A 21,176-nucleotide genomic window follows, 5' to 3' on the forward strand; every position below is an offset into this window, starting at 1 on the left:
CTTTAGCGCTCCTCTCCCATTTTTACCGCCTGATGCACGCGCAGGCGCCGGATTTGCCAGAAGAGCAAGCCGGCTCCCATCAGAAGCATCACGAACACGACGACATAGAGCTGCAGCGTGTCCTGGTTATCGAACACGATCCGGAACGGCGGCACTTGCGTCGTTACGTTATCCGCCGTTTGCAGGAACGGCAAGTACAGCTTGCCGGCGATTTTCCCGATGACGATCCCCAGCACGATCGACAAGCCTGCCGTCAAAATTTGTTCGGCCAGCAGCATAAACGTCAATTGTTTGCGGGATAAGCCCATGGCCCGTAAAATCCCGAACTGGACGACCCGGCCGGACAAATTGAAAAACCAGTAAAGCACGTACCCGATCAGCGAGACGATCACCGAAACGAGGAATCCAAGACTTAGAATCCCAAATACCCCGCCCCGGGTCGGGTGCTTGCTCTGCGCCGCCAGTTCGCTGCGCACATCGTCGACCGAATAAAGCTCGATTCCTTCGTCGGCCAGTTTGGTGATCAGCGGCGCAACCTTGGCACCCGGCTTCATTTTCAGCCACACCTCATAAGGAATAAGCGGAACCTGGTCGTAGATATAATCCAAATTCGCGATAATAAACGGCGTTTGATCCGGATATTGACTAGGCCAGTACGGCAAAATCCCGTAAACGGCAAATTCCACCGTTTGCTCGCCCAAGGCTACGGTAAACACGTCGCCCGGCTTTAATTTGTACTTCTCCGCCAACGAGGACGGAACCAAAGCCGCGCTTTCGTTCATCCCCAGAAAGTTCAGGTAATTATACGGATGCGTCGGGAACAAATCGTTTCGGAACCAGGCGACTTTGGCAAAATCGACGTTGTCGATCCCCATCACGTTGCCTTGGCCCGCCGAGCGGCCGGAGACGATGATGTTGCCCTTCGTCTGCAGGACGCGCGCCGCATGTTCGACCCCATCCAGCTTCCGGAAGATTTCGAACGGAGGCTCGGAATAAATCACTTTGGACGGGGTAGGATTTTGCCCTCCGCCGCCCGGCCCGCCTCCAGGACCTCCGCCCGGGTTCCCGCCGCCGCCCGGAGCTCCCGAACCGCCGCCTTGACCTTGGCCGGAGCCTCCTTGAGAAGGACGGGTAATCTCCGGCGTGCCTTCCCAAACCGTCCGCATAATGACGTCAGCCCCGTATTTGTACAGCGTCCGCTCCGTCGAGTTCAGGTCGATCGTCCGGGCCGCGGAAGCGTTATATACGCCAAGCCCCAACGTCAACACGAGCAGAATCATCAGCGGATAATAAGAGGAAGACGACCTGGATAGTTGCGTCAAGCTTAAATAGTAGGGAACCGGAAGCCATTTTTTGCCGATCCAGCCGATCAGCTTCAGCAGCCATGGGAACACCCGCAGGAAGAACAATCCGATCGAGAAGATCGCCAGCGCCGGAACGAAGAACAGGAAAGGCTGAACCTGCAGCTCATCCGTGGTCATTCCGGTCTGGAACGTCAGCATCTGCCGTTGATTAAACAAGTAGTAACCGTAACCCGATACCCCCATCAAAACGATATCCAGAAACCAGCGTTGCCAGAACGGCGCCCGATCGGAGCGTGCTTGCTTCTGTTTGGTCTTGACGATCGAGGACCGGGCGAACGAGACGGCCGGCAGCAGCGTTGCCAAGATGGCGATGATCACCGCCGCCGCGCCTAATGCGAAGGCGTCGAAGTTAAATCCTACCGGTATGGATTTCCGGTTCACGAAAGTCAGGAAACCGTCCGCGGAGCCGATGCTCTTGGACATAAACCAACCGAGCAAAGGACCCGTGATCAACGCAATCACGCCAAGAATCAAGCTCTCAAATAAATAGATCAAAATGATCTGCTTCGTGGAAGCCCCGCGGCTGCGAAGCACGGCAATGTCGCTCTGCTGCTTGTCAAGCGCTTGGCGGGCGTTCATGACGATATAATAGAACACCATGGCAATCATCGGTGCCGCCAGAGTAAACAGCAGCGTCTGCATTTGCAGGCTTTGCTTGCGGAAATCATTCAACAGACTGCCGAAGGATACGTCCACCTTCGTGTCTTTCAGCTTCTGGTACAACTCCACGTTCAGCCGCTCCAGCGTATCCGACAGCGGCGACAGCTGACTCGTTTTGATCTCGCCGAGATTAAAGGCGTAATACCAGCTGGAATTATGCAGCGGAATCGACAAACGATTCAGCAGGTCTTCATTAAATACTTGATCCGGGACGTAGAAGTTGTTCATCATTCCTTCAAAGCCTTGGTACCAATACGGATCATTTTCGTTAGCCGGCTGGAAGGTGCCGACGATCTTGACTTTCAGCGTTACGTCGACGCCGCTGTACACCGGATACTCCATGACGTCCCCAACGTGCAGATCCTGGCGGTACATCGCCTCCTCCAGCATCAGAGCCTCAAGCGTATCTCCGCCGGCCTGATCCGAATACAGCTGGCCGCCGGAGATGGAGACATGATCCTGTAAACCGCTCATGGACACGATCGACATCGTCCGAGTCCGACTCGCATCGACTTTGGTCGGATCCTCCGGGAACACCTCTGTGCTGCGGATCGCCCGTGTATTGACATAGGCGTCGTAGGGGAAGCCGATCTTTGCCGGCACTTCGTCCACGATATATTGATTGACCGCCGCAAGCGCGCCGGAATCCGTCTTCGTACCGCCCGGCGCCTGGTAGCTCATGATCAACGAACCTGCGGGAAGCCCTTCGCTTTCGGCTTTCAGCGTGGTCGCGACGACCCGTTTCAACGACCCGTCGGAATACATCGGGATGCTGACCGTAAACGAGACGGCGACGATCAGACCTAATAAAGTACTCAACGTCAGCCATTTCGTGTTCCACATTTTGCGGAACAGCAAGCGTAATAAAGGAACTCCCATTAACGACCCACTACTTTCTGTCCCGGCGTGAGTCCTTTAACGATTTCCACGTCGGTCGAGGTTTGCATGCCCACCTCAACATCAGCTTCGCGTTTCGTGCCGTCCTCCTCCACGACCTGGACGTAAGTACGCGAACCGATGGTCCGCAGGGCGGATATCGGAATCAATACGGCATTTTCCTTACGTTGGGTCACGATCGAAACGCTAAGCGGCCGGCCGCGTTCGATTCCCTCGGGCCATTTGTCCAGTTGGACGATCAGGTACTTATCGATCGTATCTTTCTCCGGAGGAGTACCTCCGCCGCCGCCGTTCCCGTTTCCGTTATCGGAACTTCCGGTATCGACCGGCATCACTTTCACTTTACCGTCGAATACGCCAGCCGCGTTGATGTCGACCTTCGCTTTCATGCCGACCGCTACCTTCGCCAAATCCTCCTTGGCAAACTGGGCCGCCACCACCAGCGAAGACGTATCGGACAGCACCGCTACCGTATCATAGGCTTTGATTGCGGCGCCTTTCTGGGCGGAGACCGATACCACCGTGCCGGAGAACGGCGCTCGCAAAGTTCCGTCCGCAATCGTTTTCTCCAAATCTTCCAGCGCTTGGCGTTGTTCCTCGAAGACGATGGAGGCTTCCTCGAACTCGATCGGGTCCTTCTCGTCCTTCGTACGAAGCAGCTCTTTCATGGAGATTTCCTGTTTGCGGAACTCCAGCTTCTTCTTGCGCAAGTCCTTCTGCAGGTCCTCAACGTCCAGTTGAATCAGGGCGTCGCCCTGCTTAACCTTGTCTCCCGCCTTGACCATTACTTCTTTGACGTGGAGATTATCTTCCGTGAAAAATAACGGTTCCTCCCGCTGGCTCATGATCTTGCCGACCGCGCTGACGCTGATCTCGATCGTCTCCGTGCGCACTTCGTACTCCGGCTTCTTCGAAATCGTCGGCGGCGTGATCACGGGCAGGTCCTCCTCCGCCTCTTCGTTCGGCAGCAAGGCGCAGCCCGTGGATGCCGCCAAAGCCAGGCATACGGACAAGATGCCCAGCGTTCGAATCAGCCTAACTTTCCCCCTTTTACCCGATAAATTTGCCATCCACCATTTCGTAAACATGGTCCGCTACCTCCAGGATTGTAGGATCGTGTGTAGTCATACAGATCGTCACGCGTTCGGTCTGTATGATGTTCTTGAATACTGCCATGACTTGTGCTCCCATTTGCGAATCGAGATTGGCCGTCGGCTCATCCGCCAGCAGCAGCTTGGGCCGGTGAGCGATCGCTTTGGCGATCGCCACCCGCTGCTGTTCCCCGCCGGACAGCTCGAACGGGCGGTGGAACATTCGTTTCCCCAGCCCGACGAGCTCCAGGCAGTGCGTAACGCGCCGTTTCCACTCCTGGGGCGGAACGCCCGCCATTCGCAGCGACAGCTCGACGTTCTCCCAGGCAGATAGCAGCGGAAGCAAGGCGTACGCTTGGAAAATAAAGCCGATCTGATCCCGGCGCAGCAGCGTCCGATTGTCGTCGTTCAGCTCATGCAGCGGCTGGCCGCGGAACCATATTTCGCCCGACGTCGGCTGGTCCAATCCGCCGAGCATATTGAGCAGCGTCGTTTTACCCGAGCCGGAGCGCCCCTTGAGCATCACCAGCTGGCCGGAAAGCACTTCCATGTCGATCCCTTTCAAAACCTGGATCTCTCCTCCGCCGACTGGAAAAGAACGGCGAACGTCTTTGACCGACAAGATCGGTCCGGTCTCCTTCTCCGGTTCCTCCTCTTGCGCACGGACTGCAATGGCCTCGACGGCTGCATCTTCTGAGACCGTCTTCTCTGCAGCGGCAGCGGCTTCCGCTTCCGCTTCCGCCTCCGGGACCGGAGCGTCCGTTCCGGACGGAACTTCGACTTTTTCTGTTTTGCGAAGCCATCGCATCATCGTGTATCGTTCTCCCATTTCCCTAATTTGTGATTCTGCCTCTTCTTGGTCTTCTTGGCCTTGTCTAGCAATTCATTTACGTCTTGCATTATAAACGAAATACTATGGCAAAAAGTTACAACGGAATTAACGAATTCGTTCTTTTTCTTTCCAGATTTTATGCGCTGATGCTAGGTTACAATTCTGTTAGAATAAAGGAGAATTCTACTAGAATCGGCAAGGAGAACTACTTCATGAAAAAAATGATACCCACTCTACTGGCGGCATCGCTGCTGCTTGCTGCGGCCGTTTTCCGGCTAGAGCCGGCCGCCGCCGACAAACTGCCGTATACCGACATCTCGGCCAGCTATGCCCAAGACGCAATTATTCGCTTACATGCCGATAATGTGATGAAAGGAACGTCCGAGTCTTTGTTTTCCCCCACCCGCTCGATTACGAGGGCGGAATTTATGACCACACTGACGCGGATCTTTCGGGTGGAACCGGCGGCATCCGCCGTTCCGGCTTATCGCGACGTGCCGAAGACCTCCTGGTATTACGGCACGATCCAGGCGGCTACCGAGCTGGGCCTAACCGAAGGAATGGGCGACGGCCTTTTCAAGCCCGATCAACCGCTAACCCGCCAGGAGGCCGCCGCTTGGCTGGTCCGGGCGCTGAAGCAAACGCCGGCAGCCGCTAGCGTACAGACCGGCTACAAGGACGAGGCGGCGATCGCGGTTTGGGCCAAGCCGTACATCGGCTCCATATCGCAGCTGGGACTGATGCAAGGAAGCAGCGGAATGTTCTATCCGGCGCAGGCGATCACGCGCCAGGAGACGGCCGTCATCTTGGATCGCCTGCTGCAGGACTACCGCTGGACCGAGGCAATCGCGGCTACCGCCCATCCGGCTCCGGTCCAAATCGGCTGGCAATACGGCCAATCGAACGAAGCTTATCAGAAGTCGATACTGCAATCGAGCGTGAACGTGCTGGCGCCGAGGTGGTATTTTCTCGAAAAAACCGGCAAGATCTCCGACTCCAGCGTTCCTTCTCTAGCAACCTGGGCCAAAAATAACGGCAAACAGGTATGGGCCATGGTAGGCAACCGTTTTGATCAGGAAACGACGCACAAGTTGCTTGCTTCCGGCTCCCTTTCCGCGGACGCGATTCAAAGCTTGAAGTCTTATGTTCAAAAATATGGGCTGAACGGCATCAACGTGGATTTCGAGAACGTCGCGGCTGCCGATCGGGACCTGTTTACCGCCTTCATCGCCAACCTGGCTAAGGAACTGCATTCGGTCTCGGCCGTGCTGTCCGTCGATCTGCCGCCGGATCTCGGCAGCGACTGGTCGGATGCGTACGACTACGCCGAATTGGCCAAGAGCGCCGATTACTCGGTGATTATGGCCTACGACGAGCACTGGAGCGGATATACCGCCGGTTCGGTCGCATCGCTCGGCTGGGTGCAGAAACACCTTGATAAGCTGCTCGCAAAAATTCCAGCGGATAAGCTCATTCTCGGGATGCCGCTGTACACGCGGGATTGGAGCCTCAGCGGCAGCGGGACCACGCTATCGTCGGAGGACGTCTCTCTCCCCGAGCAAAATAATCGGATCACCCAATACGGCGGTACGCCCAAATGGAACGATGCGGCTGGCCAATACACCATGGAATACCGTAAGAACGGCACGTTGCACAAGATTTGGCTGGAAGATGCCCGTTCCCTATCCGAGAAATACCAGCTGGGGGCCAAATACGGCGTTGCCGGGTATGCCTACTGGCATATCGGCGGGGATTCGCCGGACGTATGGACTAGCTTGAAGAATGCGGAGAAATACGAGGGATTTTCGTTTAAGTAGAAAAAGAGACCCCCGATGACAAAAGGCGAACTCGCTTCTCATCGGTGGTCTTATTTTGTGCGCAATTAAAAAAGCAGCCCAAATCCTAAGATCGGGCTGCTCCTTGTTTAATGAATCGCTTACGCGTTGCCGAACGACGCCGGGTCCTGCCGCCAAGACCGCAGAAGCTCGAGGTCTTCCGCTTGAATATCGCCGCGCTTCACGGCGACGTCGATCAGCGCCGTATAGTTGGACAGGGTTTGCAGCGTGATACCCGCATCGGCAAATGCCTGCACGGCTTTGTCCAGCTGGTAGCTGAAAATCGCCAGTACAGCCAAAGGCTCCGCTCCGGCTTCGCGCACGGCTTGCGCCGCCTTGATCGAGCTGCCGCCGGTGGAGATCAAATCCTCGATGACGACGACTTTCTGCCCCGGCTTAATCAAACCTTCGATTTGATTCTCTTTGCCATGCCCTTTGGCCTTGTCGCGAATGTAGGCCATCGGCAGACCCAGCTTCTGCGAAGTGAACGCCGCGTGCGGGATGCCTGCCGTCGCCGTTCCGGCAATCACTTCGGCTTCGGGGTAGGTCTTGCGGATCATGGCCGCGAACGATTCGGCGATCAAATCACGGATCTCCGGGTACGACATCGTGAGCCGGTTGTCACAGTATATCGGCGATTTGATGCCCGAGGTCCAGGTGAACGGCTGATGCGGACGGAGCGCCACCGCTCCGATGTCCAGCAGACTCCCGGCAATTTGCGCTTCTACCGATTGGGTATTCGTCATGTCTTACATCATCTCCTTAATGATCGATTCCGCCGCTTCTCGCGGATTGGGGGCAGCGATGATCGGCCGGCCAACGACGATATAATCCGTCCCTTGCGCCATCGCCTCACCTGGAGTTAACGTGCGCGATTGATCGCCTTGCGGGCTGTTCGCCGGGCGAATGCCCGGCGTCACCGTCAAGAAAGCTTGTCCGCATTGCGCTTTAATCGCCGTCACCTCAAGAGGCGAAGCGACAACGCCGTCCAGCCCGGCTTGACGAGCCACCTCCGCATAATGCACGACAGCTCCCTCCACTTCGCCCGGGATGCCGATTTCCTCGTTCATCACTCGGCGGCTCGTGCTGGTCAACTGCGTCACCGCGATGATCTTCGGCATCGTCAGCGAGCTGTCGCTCTCGAGGGCTGCCAGCGCACCCTCTCGGGCTGCCTTCATCATGTCCAGCCCGCCTCCCGCATGCACGTTAAACAGATCCACGCCCAGTTTCGTGACGCTGTTCGCTCCGCCTTTGACCGTGTTCGGGATGTCATGCATCTTCACGTCTAGAAAAACGGAGTAGCCCCGCTGCTTCAACTCGCGGATCAAATCCGGACCGGCCGCATAAAACAGCTGCAGCCCCACCTTCATGTAGCAGGGAATCCCCTCCAGCTCCTTCAGCAGTTTCCGCGCCTGGTCCGCATCGGGAAAGTCCAGGCCGACGATCAGTTTCCCGGCCGCTTCTTCAAACGAACGCAAATCCGCTCTCCTCCATTCATACTGGCGGCTCCGAAGCATGATGCTTCCGAGCCGCCGCTTTATTTTTCAATTAACCCAAACTAACAGACCGTATGGACCTTATTTGCTCATTTCCCCGTTTTTTCCCGTTGTAACGGACTCCAGAGACCTTATTATACCTCAAGGGGTTAATCTTGTTGGTTTTGCCCGAAATAAGGGCTCCTCGGTCCGTTAGAATCGAAAGCTCCCCAACACCGGAACAATATCGTTCCTGGTGTCCGTTAGCTTTCCGTTGGGTTTCAAAACACCTCTTCGCGATCAAAAAGCCGACTTTTTGAACTTCCTCTAAAGCGCAGGCATGGCTTGCGAGGAGAAGTTGATCGTCTCCAGCATCTCCAGCAGCGCGCGGACCGTATCCAGCGAGGTCATGCAGACGACGCCGTTCTCCACCGCTTCCCGGCGGATGCGGAAGCCGTCGCGTTCCGGCTCTTTGCCTTTGGTCAGCGTATTGATGACGAAGTGAGCTTCGCCGTTCCGGATGAGATCCAGAATGTTCGGCACCCCTTCGGACAGCTTGTAGACCGTCGTCACGTGGATACCCGCTTCGATCAGCGCGGAAGCCGTGCCGTCCGTAGCGATAATCTTGTAGCCTAGGCGGTAGAAGCCGCGCAGCAGATCAACCGCTTCCTGCTTATCTTTATCGGCCACCGTGGCGATGATCGCACCGGTCGCAGGGATCTTCATGCCCGCGCCGATCAAACCTTTATACAGCGCTTTGGCATATTGCGGATCGCGGCCCATGACCTCACCCGTCGATTTCATTTCCGGTCCAAGTGTCGGCTCGACGCGGCGCAGCTTGGCGAAGGAGAACACCGGCACCTTGACGGCAACCTGAGCGCTTTCCGGCCATAGGCCGTTTTGGTAGCCAAGATCGCTGAGCTTCGCGCCAAGAATGCATTGGGTCGCCACGTTCGCCATCGGAATGTTCGTCACCTTGCTCAGGAACGGTACCGTCCGGGATGAACGCGGGTTGACTTCGATGACGTACACTTCATTTTTGTAGATGACGAACTGGATGTTCACCAGGCCGATCGTCTTCAGCTCGCGGGCGATTTTAACCGTGATCTCGACGATTTTCTCTTTCAATTCCGCCGACAGATGCTGCGGCGGATACACCGCGATCGAGTCGCCCGAGTGAACGCCGGCGCGTTCGATATGCTCCATGATCCCCGGGATGAGCACCGTCTCTCCGTCGCTGATGGCGTCGACTTCCACTTCCTTGCCCAGCATGTAGCGGTCGATCAGCACCGGATGCTGCGGATTAATGTTCACCGCTTCTTCCATGTAGCGCAGCAATTCCTCGTCGGAGTAGACGATTTCCATCGCCCGGCCCCCGAGCACGTACGACGGTCTGACCAGCACCGGATAGCCGAGGGATTGAGCCGTTCCCACCGCTTCCTCCACCGAGGTTACCGTGCTGCCTTTCGGTTGCGCGATGTCCAGCTTCGACAAGAGCGCTTCGAATTTCTTGCGGTCTTCCGCTTCGTCGATGCTCTCGAGCGAGGTGCCGAGGATGCGCACGCCCGCCGCTTGCAGCGGAGCCGCCAGGTTGATCGCCGTTTGGCCGCCGAACTGGACGATCACGCCCACCGGTTTCTCCTCTTCGATCACGTTCATCACGTCCTCGAAGAACAAGGGCTCGAAGTACAGGCGATCCGACGTATTGAAGTCGGTGGATACCGTCTCCGGATTGTTATTGATGATGACCGCTTCGTAACCGGCCTTTTGAATCGCCCAGACCGCATGCACCGTCGAGTAGTCGAACTCGATCCCTTGCCCGATGCGGATCGGTCCGGAGCCAAGCACGACGATCTTCTCCTTGTCGGTTTGGACGACTTCGTTTTCCGTTTCATAGGTCGAGTAGTAGTAAGGCGTGGATGCTTCGAATTCGGCCGCGCACGTATCAACCATTTTGTACACCGGCTTCAACCCGTGCTCCTTGCGGAAGCTTCTCACTTCCGCTTCGGTCCGGTGCGTGCCGGACGGTTGGCCGGCGGCGCGCAGCTCGGCGATCGCCCGGTCGGTAAATCCTAAGCGCTTCGCCTCGTACAGCGTTTCGTAGGAAAAGAACTCTTCTTCCGCAATCGTCTTCTCGAATTCCACCAAGCGTTCGATTTTGTCGAGGAACCACCAGTCGATTCCGGTCAGGTCATGAATTTGCTGCAGCTTGTAGCCGCGGCGGAACGCTTCGGCAATCAGGAACAGCCGCTCGTCGTCCGCCTTGGTCAGGCGGTTGTTCAGCGTTTCCTCGTCGATCTTCTCCGCGCCTTTCAGGTACAAGCGATGCGTACCGATCTCGAGCGACCGGACCGCTTTGTGGATCGACTCTTCAAACGTCCGGCCGATGGCCATCACTTCGCCGGTCGCTTTCATTTGCGTACCCAGCTTGCGGTTGGCGTGGACGAACTTATCGAACGGCCAACGCGGGATTTTGCTGACGATGTAGTCGAGCGTCGGCTCGAAGCAGGCGTAAGTCTGCCCCGTTACCGGGTTGACGATTTCGTCGAGCGTATAACCCATCGCGATTTTGGCCGCCATTTTCGCGATCGGGTACCCCGTCGCTTTCGACGCGAGCGCCGACGAACGGCTAACCCGCGGATTCACTTCGATGACGTAATACTGGAAGCTTTGCGGATCCAGCGCGAACTGCACGTTGCAGCCGCCTTCGATGTTCAGCGCCCGGATGATCTTGAGCGAGGCCGAACGCAGCATCTGGTATTCGCGGTCGGAGAGCGTTTGGCTCGGCGCGACGACGATGCTATCCCCGGTATGTACGCCTACCGGGTCGAAGTTCTCCATGTTGCAGACGACGATGCAGTTGTCGTTGGCATCGCGCATCACTTCGTATTCGACTTCCTTCATGCCGGCGATGGATTTCTCGATCAAGCATTGGCCGATCGGGCTGTAGCGGATGCCGGAGGCTACGGTCTCGCGCAGCTCCTCTACCGTGGCGCAGATCCCGCCGCCGGTACCGCCCAGCGTATACGCCGGACGGACGATGACCGGATAGCCGATCTCATCGGCGAATTGCAGCGCTTCATCCACCGTGGTGATGATGGTGCTCTCCGGTACCGGCTGCTCCAGCTCGCGCATCAGCTCGCGGAACAGATCGCGGTCCTCCGCTTTTTCAATCGAAGTCAGCTGCGTGCCGAGGAGCTTCACGTTTTCGCGCTCCAGTACGCCCGCTCTGGCCAGCTCGACCGCCATGTTCAGGCCGGTTTGCCCGCCGAGCGTCGGAAGCAAGCCGTCCGGCCGCTCCTGACGGATGATTTGCGTCACGAATTCCAGCGTGATCGGTTCGATGTAAACCTTGTCGGCCATGTTCGTATCGGTCATGATCGTCGCCGGGTTGCTGTTGATCAGCACCACCTCGACGCCTTCTTCTTTCAGCGCCTGGCAGGCTTGCGTTCCGGCGTAATCGAACTCGGCCGCTTGGCCGATGACGATGGGTCCGGAGCCGATGACGAGAATTTTCTTAAGGTCTTTGTTGATCGGCATAGGTTTACAGTTCTCCTTTCGCCGCGGCCATCAGTTCGGCTTGGCGGGGTTTTTGCGGGTTCTGCCGCTTGTGCTCGCGGATCATCTCGATGAACCGGTCGAACAAGTAGCTGTTGTCGTAGGGTCCCGGAGCCGCCTCCGGATGATATTGTACGGAAAAGGCCGGGTATTTCTTATGTTTTAGTCCTTCGATCGTTTTGTCGTTATTGTTGATGTGCGTCACTTCCAGTTCGGTTCCGGCGACGGACGCTTCGTTTACGGTGTAGCCGTGGTTCTGCGACGTAATGTAGCAGCGGCCGGAAGCCAGCTCTTTCACGGGATGGTTGCCGCCGCGATGGCCGAATTTCAACTTCTCCGTATCGGCGCCGCAGGCCAAGGCGAACAGCTGGTGGCCTAAGCAAATCCCGAAAATCGGATACTCCCCGAGCAGCTCGGCGATCATCTTCGCCGCATACGGGACGTCTTTCGGGTCCCCAGGTCCGTTGGACAGCTGGATGCCGTCCGGGTGCAAGCGGCGGATTTCGTCCGCGGTCGTGTTATGCGGCACGATCACGACGTCGCAATCGCGTTTGTTCAGCTCGCGTAGAATCCCGCTTTTTGCCCCGAAGTCGACCAGCACGATCCGTTCCTTGGACCCCGGACTGCTGTAGACATGGTGCGTCGAGGTTTGCGCCACTTGATTGCGCAGCTCGGCGATGCTGGTGGCCAGCATCATTTCCTTCAATTCGTCCACCGATTTCGTCGAGGTGGTCAAAATCCCCCTCATCGTTCCTTGATGGCGGATAAGGCGCGTCAGCATGCGCGTATCGATGTCGGTAATGCCGGGAATGCCGTATTCCTTCAGCAGGTCGCCCAAATTGTATTGAGCCCGCCAGTTGCTTGGAGTCGGTTCATAGCGGCGTACGACAAAGCCGTGGATCGACGGTGCGATGGATTCGAAGTCGTCGCGCGAAATGCCGTAGTTTCCGATCAGCGGGTACGTCATCGTGACGATTTGCCCGCAGTAGGAAGGATCGGACAGCACCTCTTGGTATCCCGTAATTCCCGTATTAAAAACGACCTCGCCGGTCTTCTCCCCTTCCGCCCCAAATGAGGTCCCGGTAAACAGCGTGCCGTCTTCCAACAATAATCTTGCCTGCATCCTGCAGCACTCCTTTATCCATAAGCTGAAATACTATATTCACATTAGCCCATTATTGGGCTAGTTCGAGCGTATCGTTCCAGACCAGTTTCCCTTTGACGATGGTTGCGACGGGCCAGCCCTTCAGCTTCCATCCGGTAAACGGTGTATTGCGTCCTTTCGAGGCGAAGGCGGCCGGATCAACCGTCCGCTCCGCGTTCAGATCGACGATCGCCAGGTCGGCCGGAGTCCCCGGAACCAAACGTCCCGCCTCCAGGCCGAACACGCGGGCCGGATCGGCCGTCATCCGCTGCACCAGCATCGCCAGGCTCCAGCGGCCTGTGGCGACGAACTTCGTATACAGCAGCGGGAAGGCCGTCTCGAATCCAACGATGCCAAACGGTGCCAACTGCATGCCTTTCGCCTTCTCCTCTTCGCTGTGCGGAGCATGGTCGGTCACGAGAATGTCGATCGTGCCGTCTTCCAGCGCGGCGATGCAAGCTTCCACATCCCGGCGGGAGCGCAGCGGCGGATTCATTTTCCAGTTGGCATCCAGTCCGGGAATATCCTCCTCCGACAAGACCAGATGGTGCGGGCACACCTCCGCGGTGACGTTGATGCCGATTTGCTTTGCCTGGCGGATCAGCCGGATCGACTGCTCCGTGCTTACGTGGCACACATGGTAGTGAACCCCGGTCGCTTCCGCCAGCAAAATATCCCGCCCGACATGAATCGCCTCGGATTCGTTCGGAATTCCCTTCAACCCGTGCTTCCGGGCGAATTCCCCTTCAGCTACCGGTGCGCCTTCCACCAGCGAGTTATCCTCGCAATGGGCGATCACCGGCATCCCCAGCGAAGCGGCCTGCCGCATCGCATCTTTCATCATTTGCGCGTTTTGCACGCCGACGCCGTCATCGGTGAAGCCGATCGCGCCGGCTTCCTTCAAAGCGGCGAAGTCCGTCAGCTCGCGGCCAAGCTCGCTTTTGGTGATCGCCGCATAAGGCAGCACGTTCACCAGCCCGGCTTCCTCGGCCTTCTGCAACACAAACCGTACCGTGTCCGGGTTGTCAGTGACCGGCCGGGTGTTCGGCATGCAGGCGATCGTGGTGAATCCCCCTTGAGCCGCCGAGCGCGAGCCGGTTTCGATCGTTTCCTTATGCTCAAACCCCGGTTCCCGCAAATGAACGTGCATATCGATGAATCCCGGCGTCACCAGTTTCCCGCCGGCATCGATGACCTCAGTCCCGGCTTCCGAGCCGGCCTGCTCGAGTTGGCCCGCTTTCTCGACCTTCGCGATGATTCCGTTCTCGATCGTAATTTGGGATAATTCCTGTTCCCCTTGTTCATTCAAGACATTGGCATTGATGATGACCAGCCGCATGTTTTATCTCTCCTCGCTGATTGAAGTTCGTACCCGAAAACTCCGTCTGTCGTCCTGCTCGAAGCAACCCTTTATCCCGGCCGCGGTTTACAGCAAAGCGCGTTCCATTACCGCCATGCGGATCGGAACCCCGTTCTGCATCTGCTTAAAAATCCGGGATTGCGGATGCTCGACCACCGCATCGTCGATCTCGACGCCCCGGTTCACCGGAGCCGGATGCATGATCAGCGCGTGCGGCGCGAGGGCCGCAGCCCGTTCCTCCGTCAAGCCGTATTGCAGACGGTATTCTTCGGCCGACTTAATCAGCCCGCCGACGTGGCGTTCCAGCTGCACTCGCAGCATCATGACCACATCAGCGCAAAGCGCTTCGTCCATCGGGACATAAGGCGCATACGCGCTCAATTCCGGGGCTTGCATATTGTCCGGCGCGCAGAGCTTCACTTCCGCGCCGAATTTTTGCAGCGCCCACAAGTTGGAGCGTGCGACCCGGCTATGCTTGATATCCCCGATGATCGACACCTTCAGCCCGCCAAGTTCCCCGAAATGCTGTTTCATCGTATATAGATCCAGCAGCGCTTGCGTCGGATGCTCGTTGTTGCCGTCCCCGGCATTTACGAGCGGCACCGATACCCGCTTGGCCAGCTCCTCCAGCATGCCGATCGGCTTCAACCGGATCACGCCGGCGTCGATACCCATCGATTCCAGCGTACGGACCGTGTCGTAAATCGACTCGCCCTTCTCCACACTGGAGGCGGCTGCCGCGAAGTTCAGCACCTGGGCACCCAGCCGTTTCTCCGCCATCTCGAACGAGAAGCGGGTGCGCGTACTGTTTTCGAAAAACATATTCGCAACGAAATGATCCTTCAGTACGGGAATCATCTTCTCTTCCCTTGCGTCCCAATAAGCCGCCCGGTCGAGAATCGCGGAAATTTCCGCGGCGCTTAATTCCTTCAGCCCGAGGAGGCTGCGTTCCTTCACAGCGGTTGCGGTCAGCGCCATCGTTAGTTCCCCTCCCGTGCTTGCAGGATGCGAACCAGATCGGTGCCGTCATGCTCCGTCAAGAGCACTTCGATTTCTTCCGCCCGCGAGGTCGGCACGTTTTTGCCGATGTAGTCGGCTCGGATCGGCAGCTCCCGGTGTCCCCGGTCGGCAAGCACCGCCAGTTGGATCGACTCCGGACGGCCGCAATCCATGATCGCGTCCATCGCCGCCCGAATCGTGCGGCCCGTATAGAGCACATCGTCGAACAAGATGACTTTCTTGCCTTGAATCGATACCGGGAAGGTAGCTTTGGCGCTCGCTTGAGCGGGCTCCTCTTTATCGTCGCGATAATTCGTTACGTCAAGCTCGCCCCATGGAATGGCGGTTCCTTCGATGCTCTCCAGGCGTTCGGCCAACCGCTTTGCGAGGTAGACGCCTCTTGTTTTGATGCCGGCCAGCACGCACCCCTCGATACCTTTGTTTCGTTCCAAAATTTCATGCGCAATTCTTGTCAGTGCCCTCCGAATCGCCGTTTCGTCCATTATGATATGACTTTCGTTGCTCACAGCCTGCGACCTCCTTAAGGGATAGGGTCACCTTGCATCGTCCGTGATAGGCGCATAAAAAAACTCCTTGCCGGAAATCCAGGCAAGGAGTCTTTAGCCACAGTATACCTATGACTGTCATGTAGGTCTTGGACATAGAGGACCGCCGCAAATAAGCGAAGTCCGCCCAATTCCCCATTCACGTTACCTTGCCAGCCTCACGGGACTGAATTAAAGGTGCTTATGGTTTACATGAATTATGACAGAATGAGGTTAGCCTGTCAAGACACCCGGCCCAGATCGTTACGTGCCGATGCTGAGGTTCATTCCATCTCCCCGTTGGAAGCCTGCTGTGTTGTTGAATATTTATAATTATACATACAATGTTATATTTATTCAACTGTGAGTTTTCCCGGCTTATCCCTGATCTATAGCAGGTTAGCCGGTGCCCCTCCCCTTCCCTTATCACTGCATAAACGCCCTAACATTCTGAATATTTAACCAAGACTCTAGGTGATAGGTGATGGATGACGGCGAGGCCATAATGCGGGAACAGGGGCTTGGGAGGGACGGGGGCATGGAGGACGAGCGGACTTGTGGGAGATGGGCATTCGGGGCATTTGGGGCATTTGGGGCATTTGGGGCATTTGGGGCATTTGGGGCATTCGGGGAATTAGGGAACTTTGGGAGACGAGTGAACGAGGGGGCTTGGGAGGCGAATGCACGAGGAGACGTGATCTAACGCTGATCAGAAACGCTATTCGGGAAAAAATGCGGCCTTTTGCGACGTAACGCTTACAGGAGAGCTTATTTGCGATTTCTTGGTGTAAACGAGGTAGGTTTTGCTTCAATAAGCTCGCTGGCAAGCGTTAAAAGTAAAAACCTGCGATTTTCGCTGAAATAAGCTTTCTGGCCAGCGTTAGAGCATAAGGCAGATCGGCCCTCAACAGCACCGACATCAACACCAGCAAATCTCAACATCAACGCCTACTCAACAACAGCAGTAGCACCAGTAGCAGCGCAGCATCAGCATCAACTACTCCAACAACACCCGTATCACCACCAACAGCAGCATTCGCAACCACATCATCCACTCCAAACAAAAAAACGCCCCTTGGGATCAACCCAAGAGGCCCTTTGGTATATTTTTACTAGAAAATAAACTTCAAATCGCCTAGGCGGCGTTTGATTTCGGAAATGACGCGGCGCTCTTCATCCTCGCCGTCGGCGATAAACGTGACGGAGAAACGCACGAAATGTCCTGCATCGTCCCACGGCACGGTGGAAATGAGTTTCTCACGGATTAGGAACTGCGAGAAATCTTCGGCTGTCGCAAACGTCGGTCCGCCTTCCACGCCCTTCGGCGCTTCCACATAGAGGAAGAACGATCCCTTCGGCTTCTTCGCCTTAAAGCCTAAATCGTTTAGTGCGTTCACCAGCAGCTCGTGGCGGCGCGAATATTTCTCGGCGATGCGCTCCGTGATTTCCGGATGGGCGAGCCCGTAAGCCGCTGCTTTCTGGATCGCGATGAATTGGCCGGAATCGTTATTGTCCTTCACGTCGCTGAACGCTTTAACGACCAGCGGATTGCCGGCAACAAACCCGATTCTCCATCCCGTCATGTTGTACGACTTAGACAAGGAGTGCAGCTCGACGCCCACGTCCTTCGCCCCCGGGACAGACAAGAAGCTCAGCGGCTTCAGGCCGTCATAGGTCAACGCGGCATAAGGAGCATCATGTACGATAACGACTTGATATTTCTTCGCCCATTCCACCACTTTGGCAAAAAACTCCTTCGTCGCGCTGGCGCCCGTCGGATTGTTCGGGTAATTCAAATACATCAGCTTCGCCTTGCGCGCGATCTCTTCCGGAATCGCGTCCAGATCCGGCAGGAAGTCGTTCTCCTCCGTCAACTGCACCGTATAAACCTCGCCGCCCAAATACTTCGTATGCGTTCCGATGATCGGATAGCCCGGTACGGTCATAATCGTGATATCCCCGGGATTGATGAAGCAGGAAGGCAGCATGGCGATCGCCGGTTTCGAACCGATCGAGTGCACCACCTCCGAGACCGGATCGATGCCTTCAACACCAAAGACGTCATGGAGGTACTTCGCCGCCGCTTCCTTGAATTCGGCAATTCCGTTGTCAGCGTAGCCGCGGTTCTCGCGTTTGGCCGCTTCCTCCGCCAGCTTGGCCACGATGCCGGCATCCGCCATGTCGTCGGGTTCGCCGACGCCCATGTCGATCAGCTCGAGATCAGGAAAGTCCTTCTTCGCCGCCGCTTTGGCGCGCTTGATTTTCTCGAATTTATAAATAGCGGTGTCTTTGCCGTAATTCGCCCCGCCAATGCGCTCTGCAAATTGCTGTTGAATATACGTTTCTTGTCCATTCAGCGTACTCATATCAAACGTCCATCTCCTTCGTATTCATGAAAAAATCCATTCTCGAATGGTTCGAACTCGCACTTTAAATATGCAGGAATTCGGCCCATTTAGAGAATGGATTAATCACCCGATCGTTTGTACTTTTTGATCAAGCTGTCTCCTGGAGGTGAACATTGTATACGTTGATCAACGGTTTCTCAGCGATTGCAGCACCGCTTCCATATCCAAGGGGATCGGCGCGCTGAATTCCAAATACCGCCCGTCATCAGGGTGGTCAAACCCCAGCACGGCGGCATGCAGCGCTTGTCCGTCCATTTTGATCCCTTTGCTGCGGCCATAAAGCGGGTCTCCGACCAGCGGATGGCCGATGAACTTCATATGGACGCGGATTTGATGCGTTCGTCCGGTCTCCAGCTTGAGCTCGAGCAGCGTATAGTCCCCAAACCGTTCGACGACTTGAAAATGCGTTACCGCATGCTTGCTGTTCCGTTCGATCACCGTATACATCTTGCGATCATGGGGGTCGCGGCCGATCGGCGCATCCACCGTGCCTTGATCATGGCTGACGTTGCCGTGCACCAGGGCATAATATTTGCGCGTCACGGTATGGGCCTTGAGCTGCGCCGCCAAGGAGGCATGCGCTTTATCGTTCTTGGCCGCCATGATCAGTCCCGACGTGTCCTTGTCGATGCGATGCACGATCCCGGGCCGAAGCTCGCCGTTGATGCCCGACAAATCCTTGCAATGGTGCATCAAGGCGTTGACCAGCGTCCCGGAGGCATGGCCCGGGGCAGGATGCACGACCATGCCGCGCGCCTTGTTGACGACGATGACGTCGCCGTCTTCATAACAAATATCGAGCGGAATGTCTTCCGGCTCGATTTCCGTCGGCTCCGCCTCCGGTATGGTCAGAATCACCCGGTCGCCTTCCGCCAGCTTGTAATTCGCTTTGACCGGTGCATCGTTCACGACCAGGTTCCCCGATTCTATCCACAGCTGAATCTGGCTGCGGGAGACCTCCTCCCCCAGCTGCGTTTTTGCATATTTATCGATTCGCTCCTTCGCGTCGGCCGGTCCAGCCACCCACTCGAGCTTCTCGTCTTCGAAATCTTCTACCGTTCTGTCCAGGCTCATACGTTTTCCTCATGCTCCTGATGAGCAGAAGCCTGCTTCTCCCGGCTCATCTCCAGCAGGGAATCCAAAATGATCAGAGCAACGCCGACGACAATGCACGAATCGGCTACGTTAAAAATCGGAAACGTGTACGAACCGAAATTGAACATCAGAAAATCAACGACTTCCCCGCTGACGGCACGATCCAGGAAATTGCCGATCGCTCCGCCTAGCACCAGGGACAACGCTACAGGCAGCAGCTTGTTCGGCTGTTTTCTCACTTTAAGCAGATACCAGACGATCCCAATCACCACAACCGTGGTCACCACGATAAAAAACCAGCGTTGATCCTGCAAAATACCAAACGCTGCGCCGCGGTTCCGATGCGAAGTAATCAGGAAAAAGTCGCCGATCACCGGGATCTGTTCCCCGATCGTCATTCCGGTTGCAATCCAATATTTCGTGCCTTGATCGACCAGAAAAACGATTAATGCAATCAAAAAATATACCACGCGGTCAGTCACCTCGTTTTTCATTTCCCACCCGCACAAAAGCGGCAGGATATTCCTCATCTAAGCCTTGTATATTGTAGCACAGCCGGAAATGACCCGTCCATGCGCGAAAGGATTTTCCTTAGGTAATTCGTCATGGTTCTGCACAAAATACGGCTAGGAGAGACGTTACAAATCACCGCTCTAGACACAGGAAGGAAGGAGCAACCCCATGCCGCATTTGACGAAAGCCCAGATCGCGGAGCTTACCGCGAAACTGCAGGAAACCAAGTCCGCTTTAACCGAACAGTTGTCGGACAATGACCATTACGGAATGAATGAATCGATGCGCGATAATACCAATGAGCTCAGCCCGATCGATAATCATCCCGGGGACCTCGGTTCGGAAGTATATGAGCGGGGAAAAGACCTCGCTCTAGCCGAACATCATGAGCTGCACCTGGCGCGGGTCGAAGATGCGCTCGAACGGATCGAGGACGGCAGCTACGGCTACTGTGCGACTTGCGGCAAGCCCATCAGCTTCGAACGACTCAGCGCGATTCCGGAAACGGCGTACTGCAAGGAGCATAGCCCGCAAACCTTCGTATCGGCCAAACGGCCGATCGAGGAAATCTTCCTGTCCCCTCCGTTCGGAAGAACGAGCCTGGATGAACGAGATGACCAAAACGGCTTTGACGGGGAAGACGCCTGGCAGATCGTCGAAAGCTTCGGTACCTCCAATTCGCCGGCCATGGCCGAGGATGCGGAAATCGACGACTACAATGATATGGAGATCGAAGCCTCCGAAGAGCTTGACGGATTCGTTGAACCTTATGAGTCCTTCGTTGCCACCGATATCTACGGCAAAAACGTTTGTTTTTACCGCAACGGGGTCTATCGGAAACATATGAGTGCCACGGAGCATTTGGATAGCGAAGATTCGCTGGGAACCGGTTCTAATAAGTATTAAGCTCCAGCTGTCTTTGCACGATGCGTACGATGTCCGCGATATAATCGCCGATAATCGGAAGGTTTAGCGCACCCAAGCCCTGCAATATGTAGATGATCGTTGCTGCAAAAAAGGTAAAGCCGATCGCCACGCCAACTCCCCGGGCCGTGCCGGACAACAGGTTCAGCCAAATCAAACGCCACGGGCGGTTCAGCAATTCGGTATATTCGGCGATGCGCGACCTCTCTAGCTGCCTGGTCCAGTTCAGGGTTAGGCGGTACATGGCGTTCATCTGCTCTTCCGGCGTTTCCGGCAAGGGCTCCGCCGCGGGTTCGGGCGCCGGTTTACGACGAGACATTTACACCCCATCCTTTGCTCCCCAGAGTTTCCTAAAACACAAACGAGCCCGTTCCCCTTCAAGGGAGACCGCAGGCTCGTTTGCTTCAATTGCTACTATTATGGCCCTCCTGGAAAAGCTCCATTCAGGCGAATCCATCATTTCTCCTCAATACCTA

General features: G+C 56.3%; 16 protein-coding genes. 2 read left to right on the forward strand and 14 right to left on the reverse strand.

The genetic code is table 11. The features are described 5' to 3' along the window. Nucleotides 1–2: 2 nt before the first annotated feature. The 3 genes from MJ257_RS09435 to MJ257_RS09445 are packed head-to-tail and all read right to left on the reverse strand — an operon-like array spanning nucleotide 3 to nucleotide 4,823. Nucleotides 3–2,903, reverse strand: a complete 2,901-nt coding sequence (locus MJ257_RS09435) for an ABC transporter permease (protein WP_240269012.1) — start codon at nucleotides 2,901–2,903, stop codon at nucleotides 3–5. Next, nucleotides 2,903–4,009 carry an efflux RND transporter periplasmic adaptor subunit gene (locus MJ257_RS09440; RefSeq protein ID WP_240269013.1) on the reverse strand — a complete coding sequence of 369 codons (1,107 nt, stop codon included), beginning with the start codon at nucleotides 4,007–4,009 and terminating at the stop codon, nucleotides 2,903–2,905. Before MJ257_RS09440 ends, MJ257_RS09435 begins: the two co-directional genes overlap by 1 nt. Continuing rightward, nucleotides 3,972–4,823: an ABC transporter ATP-binding protein gene (locus tag MJ257_RS09445; RefSeq protein WP_240269014.1), complete on the reverse strand. Its 852-nt coding sequence runs from the start codon at nucleotides 4,821–4,823 to the stop codon at nucleotides 3,972–3,974. Before MJ257_RS09445 ends, MJ257_RS09440 begins: the two co-directional genes overlap by 38 nt. Before the next feature lie 233 nt (nucleotides 4,824–5,056). Here MJ257_RS09445 and MJ257_RS09450 point away from each other — a divergent pair, with 233 nt between their 5' ends. After that, nucleotides 5,057–6,661, forward strand: coding sequence for an S-layer homology domain-containing protein (locus tag MJ257_RS09450; protein WP_240269015.1), 1,605 nt, complete (start codon nucleotides 5,057–5,059; stop codon nucleotides 6,659–6,661). Nucleotides 6,662–6,780: 119 nt separating this feature from the next. Here MJ257_RS09450 and pyrE read toward each other — a convergent pair whose 3' ends face one another. From pyrE to lspA, 10 genes are all read right to left on the reverse strand, one after another. Further along, nucleotides 6,781–7,425 (reverse strand): orotate phosphoribosyltransferase, encoded by a 645-nt coding sequence (gene pyrE, locus MJ257_RS09455; protein WP_240269016.1) that lies wholly within the window; start codon nucleotides 7,423–7,425, stop codon nucleotides 6,781–6,783. 3 nt (nucleotides 7,426–7,428) lie between these two features. Next, nucleotides 7,429–8,196, reverse strand: a complete 768-nt coding sequence (pyrF, locus tag MJ257_RS09460) for an orotidine-5'-phosphate decarboxylase (protein ID WP_240269017.1) — start codon at nucleotides 8,194–8,196, stop codon at nucleotides 7,429–7,431. 285 nt (nucleotides 8,197–8,481) lie between these two features. After that, nucleotides 8,482–11,694 carry a carbamoyl-phosphate synthase large subunit gene (gene carB, locus MJ257_RS09465; RefSeq protein WP_240269018.1) on the reverse strand — a complete coding sequence of 1,071 codons (3,213 nt, stop codon included), beginning with the start codon at nucleotides 11,692–11,694 and terminating at the stop codon, nucleotides 8,482–8,484. Nucleotides 11,695–11,698: 4 nt separating this feature from the next. Then, the gene (carA, locus tag MJ257_RS09470) at nucleotides 11,699–12,835 is read right to left on the reverse strand and encodes a glutamine-hydrolyzing carbamoyl-phosphate synthase small subunit (protein WP_240269019.1); all 1,137 of its coding nucleotides are present in this window, start codon (nucleotides 12,833–12,835) and stop codon (nucleotides 11,699–11,701) included. A 52-nt stretch (nucleotides 12,836–12,887) separates the two neighbouring features. Next, nucleotides 12,888–14,195, reverse strand: coding sequence for a dihydroorotase (gene pyrC, locus MJ257_RS09475; protein WP_240269020.1), 1,308 nt, complete (start codon nucleotides 14,193–14,195; stop codon nucleotides 12,888–12,890). A gap of 87 nt (nucleotides 14,196–14,282) precedes the next feature. Beyond that, entirely contained in the window at nucleotides 14,283–15,194 is a 912-nt protein-coding gene (locus tag MJ257_RS09480; RefSeq protein ID WP_240269021.1) for an aspartate carbamoyltransferase catalytic subunit, read from the reverse strand. 2 nt (nucleotides 15,195–15,196) lie between these two features. Continuing rightward, nucleotides 15,197–15,742, reverse strand: coding sequence for a bifunctional pyr operon transcriptional regulator/uracil phosphoribosyltransferase PyrR (gene pyrR, locus MJ257_RS09485; protein ID WP_270405959.1), 546 nt, complete (start codon nucleotides 15,740–15,742; stop codon nucleotides 15,197–15,199). 1,130 nt (nucleotides 15,743–16,872) lie between these two features. Continuing rightward, complete coding sequence (locus tag MJ257_RS09490; protein WP_240269022.1) at nucleotides 16,873–18,126, reverse strand: LL-diaminopimelate aminotransferase; 1,254 nt, start codon at nucleotides 18,124–18,126, stop codon at nucleotides 16,873–16,875. A 168-nt stretch (nucleotides 18,127–18,294) separates the two neighbouring features. Beyond that, nucleotides 18,295–19,242, reverse strand: coding sequence for an RluA family pseudouridine synthase (locus tag MJ257_RS09495; protein ID WP_240269023.1), 948 nt, complete (start codon nucleotides 19,240–19,242; stop codon nucleotides 18,295–18,297). Then, nucleotides 19,239–19,733 carry a signal peptidase II gene (gene lspA, locus MJ257_RS09500; protein ID WP_240269024.1) on the reverse strand — a complete coding sequence of 165 codons (495 nt, stop codon included), beginning with the start codon at nucleotides 19,731–19,733 and terminating at the stop codon, nucleotides 19,239–19,241. Before lspA ends, MJ257_RS09495 begins: the two co-directional genes overlap by 4 nt. Nucleotides 19,734–19,944: 211 nt before the next feature. Between lspA and MJ257_RS09505 the strand changes: the two genes are divergently transcribed. Beyond that, the gene (locus MJ257_RS09505; RefSeq protein WP_240269025.1) at nucleotides 19,945–20,682 is read left to right on the forward strand and encodes a TraR/DksA C4-type zinc finger protein; all 738 of its coding nucleotides are present in this window, start codon (nucleotides 19,945–19,947) and stop codon (nucleotides 20,680–20,682) included. On the opposite strand, the gene MJ257_RS09510 is transcribed toward MJ257_RS09505, so the two are convergent. Further along, nucleotides 20,669–21,019: a DUF5665 domain-containing protein gene (locus tag MJ257_RS09510; protein WP_240269026.1), complete on the reverse strand. Its 351-nt coding sequence runs from the start codon at nucleotides 21,017–21,019 to the stop codon at nucleotides 20,669–20,671. The genes MJ257_RS09505 and MJ257_RS09510 overlap by 14 nt on opposite strands. Nucleotides 21,020–21,176 lie beyond the last annotated feature (157 nt).

The sequence above is a fragment of the Paenibacillus timonensis genome (assembly GCF_022427145.1).
Taxonomy (GTDB): domain Bacteria; phylum Bacillota; class Bacilli; order Paenibacillales; family Paenibacillaceae; genus Fontibacillus; species Fontibacillus timonensis.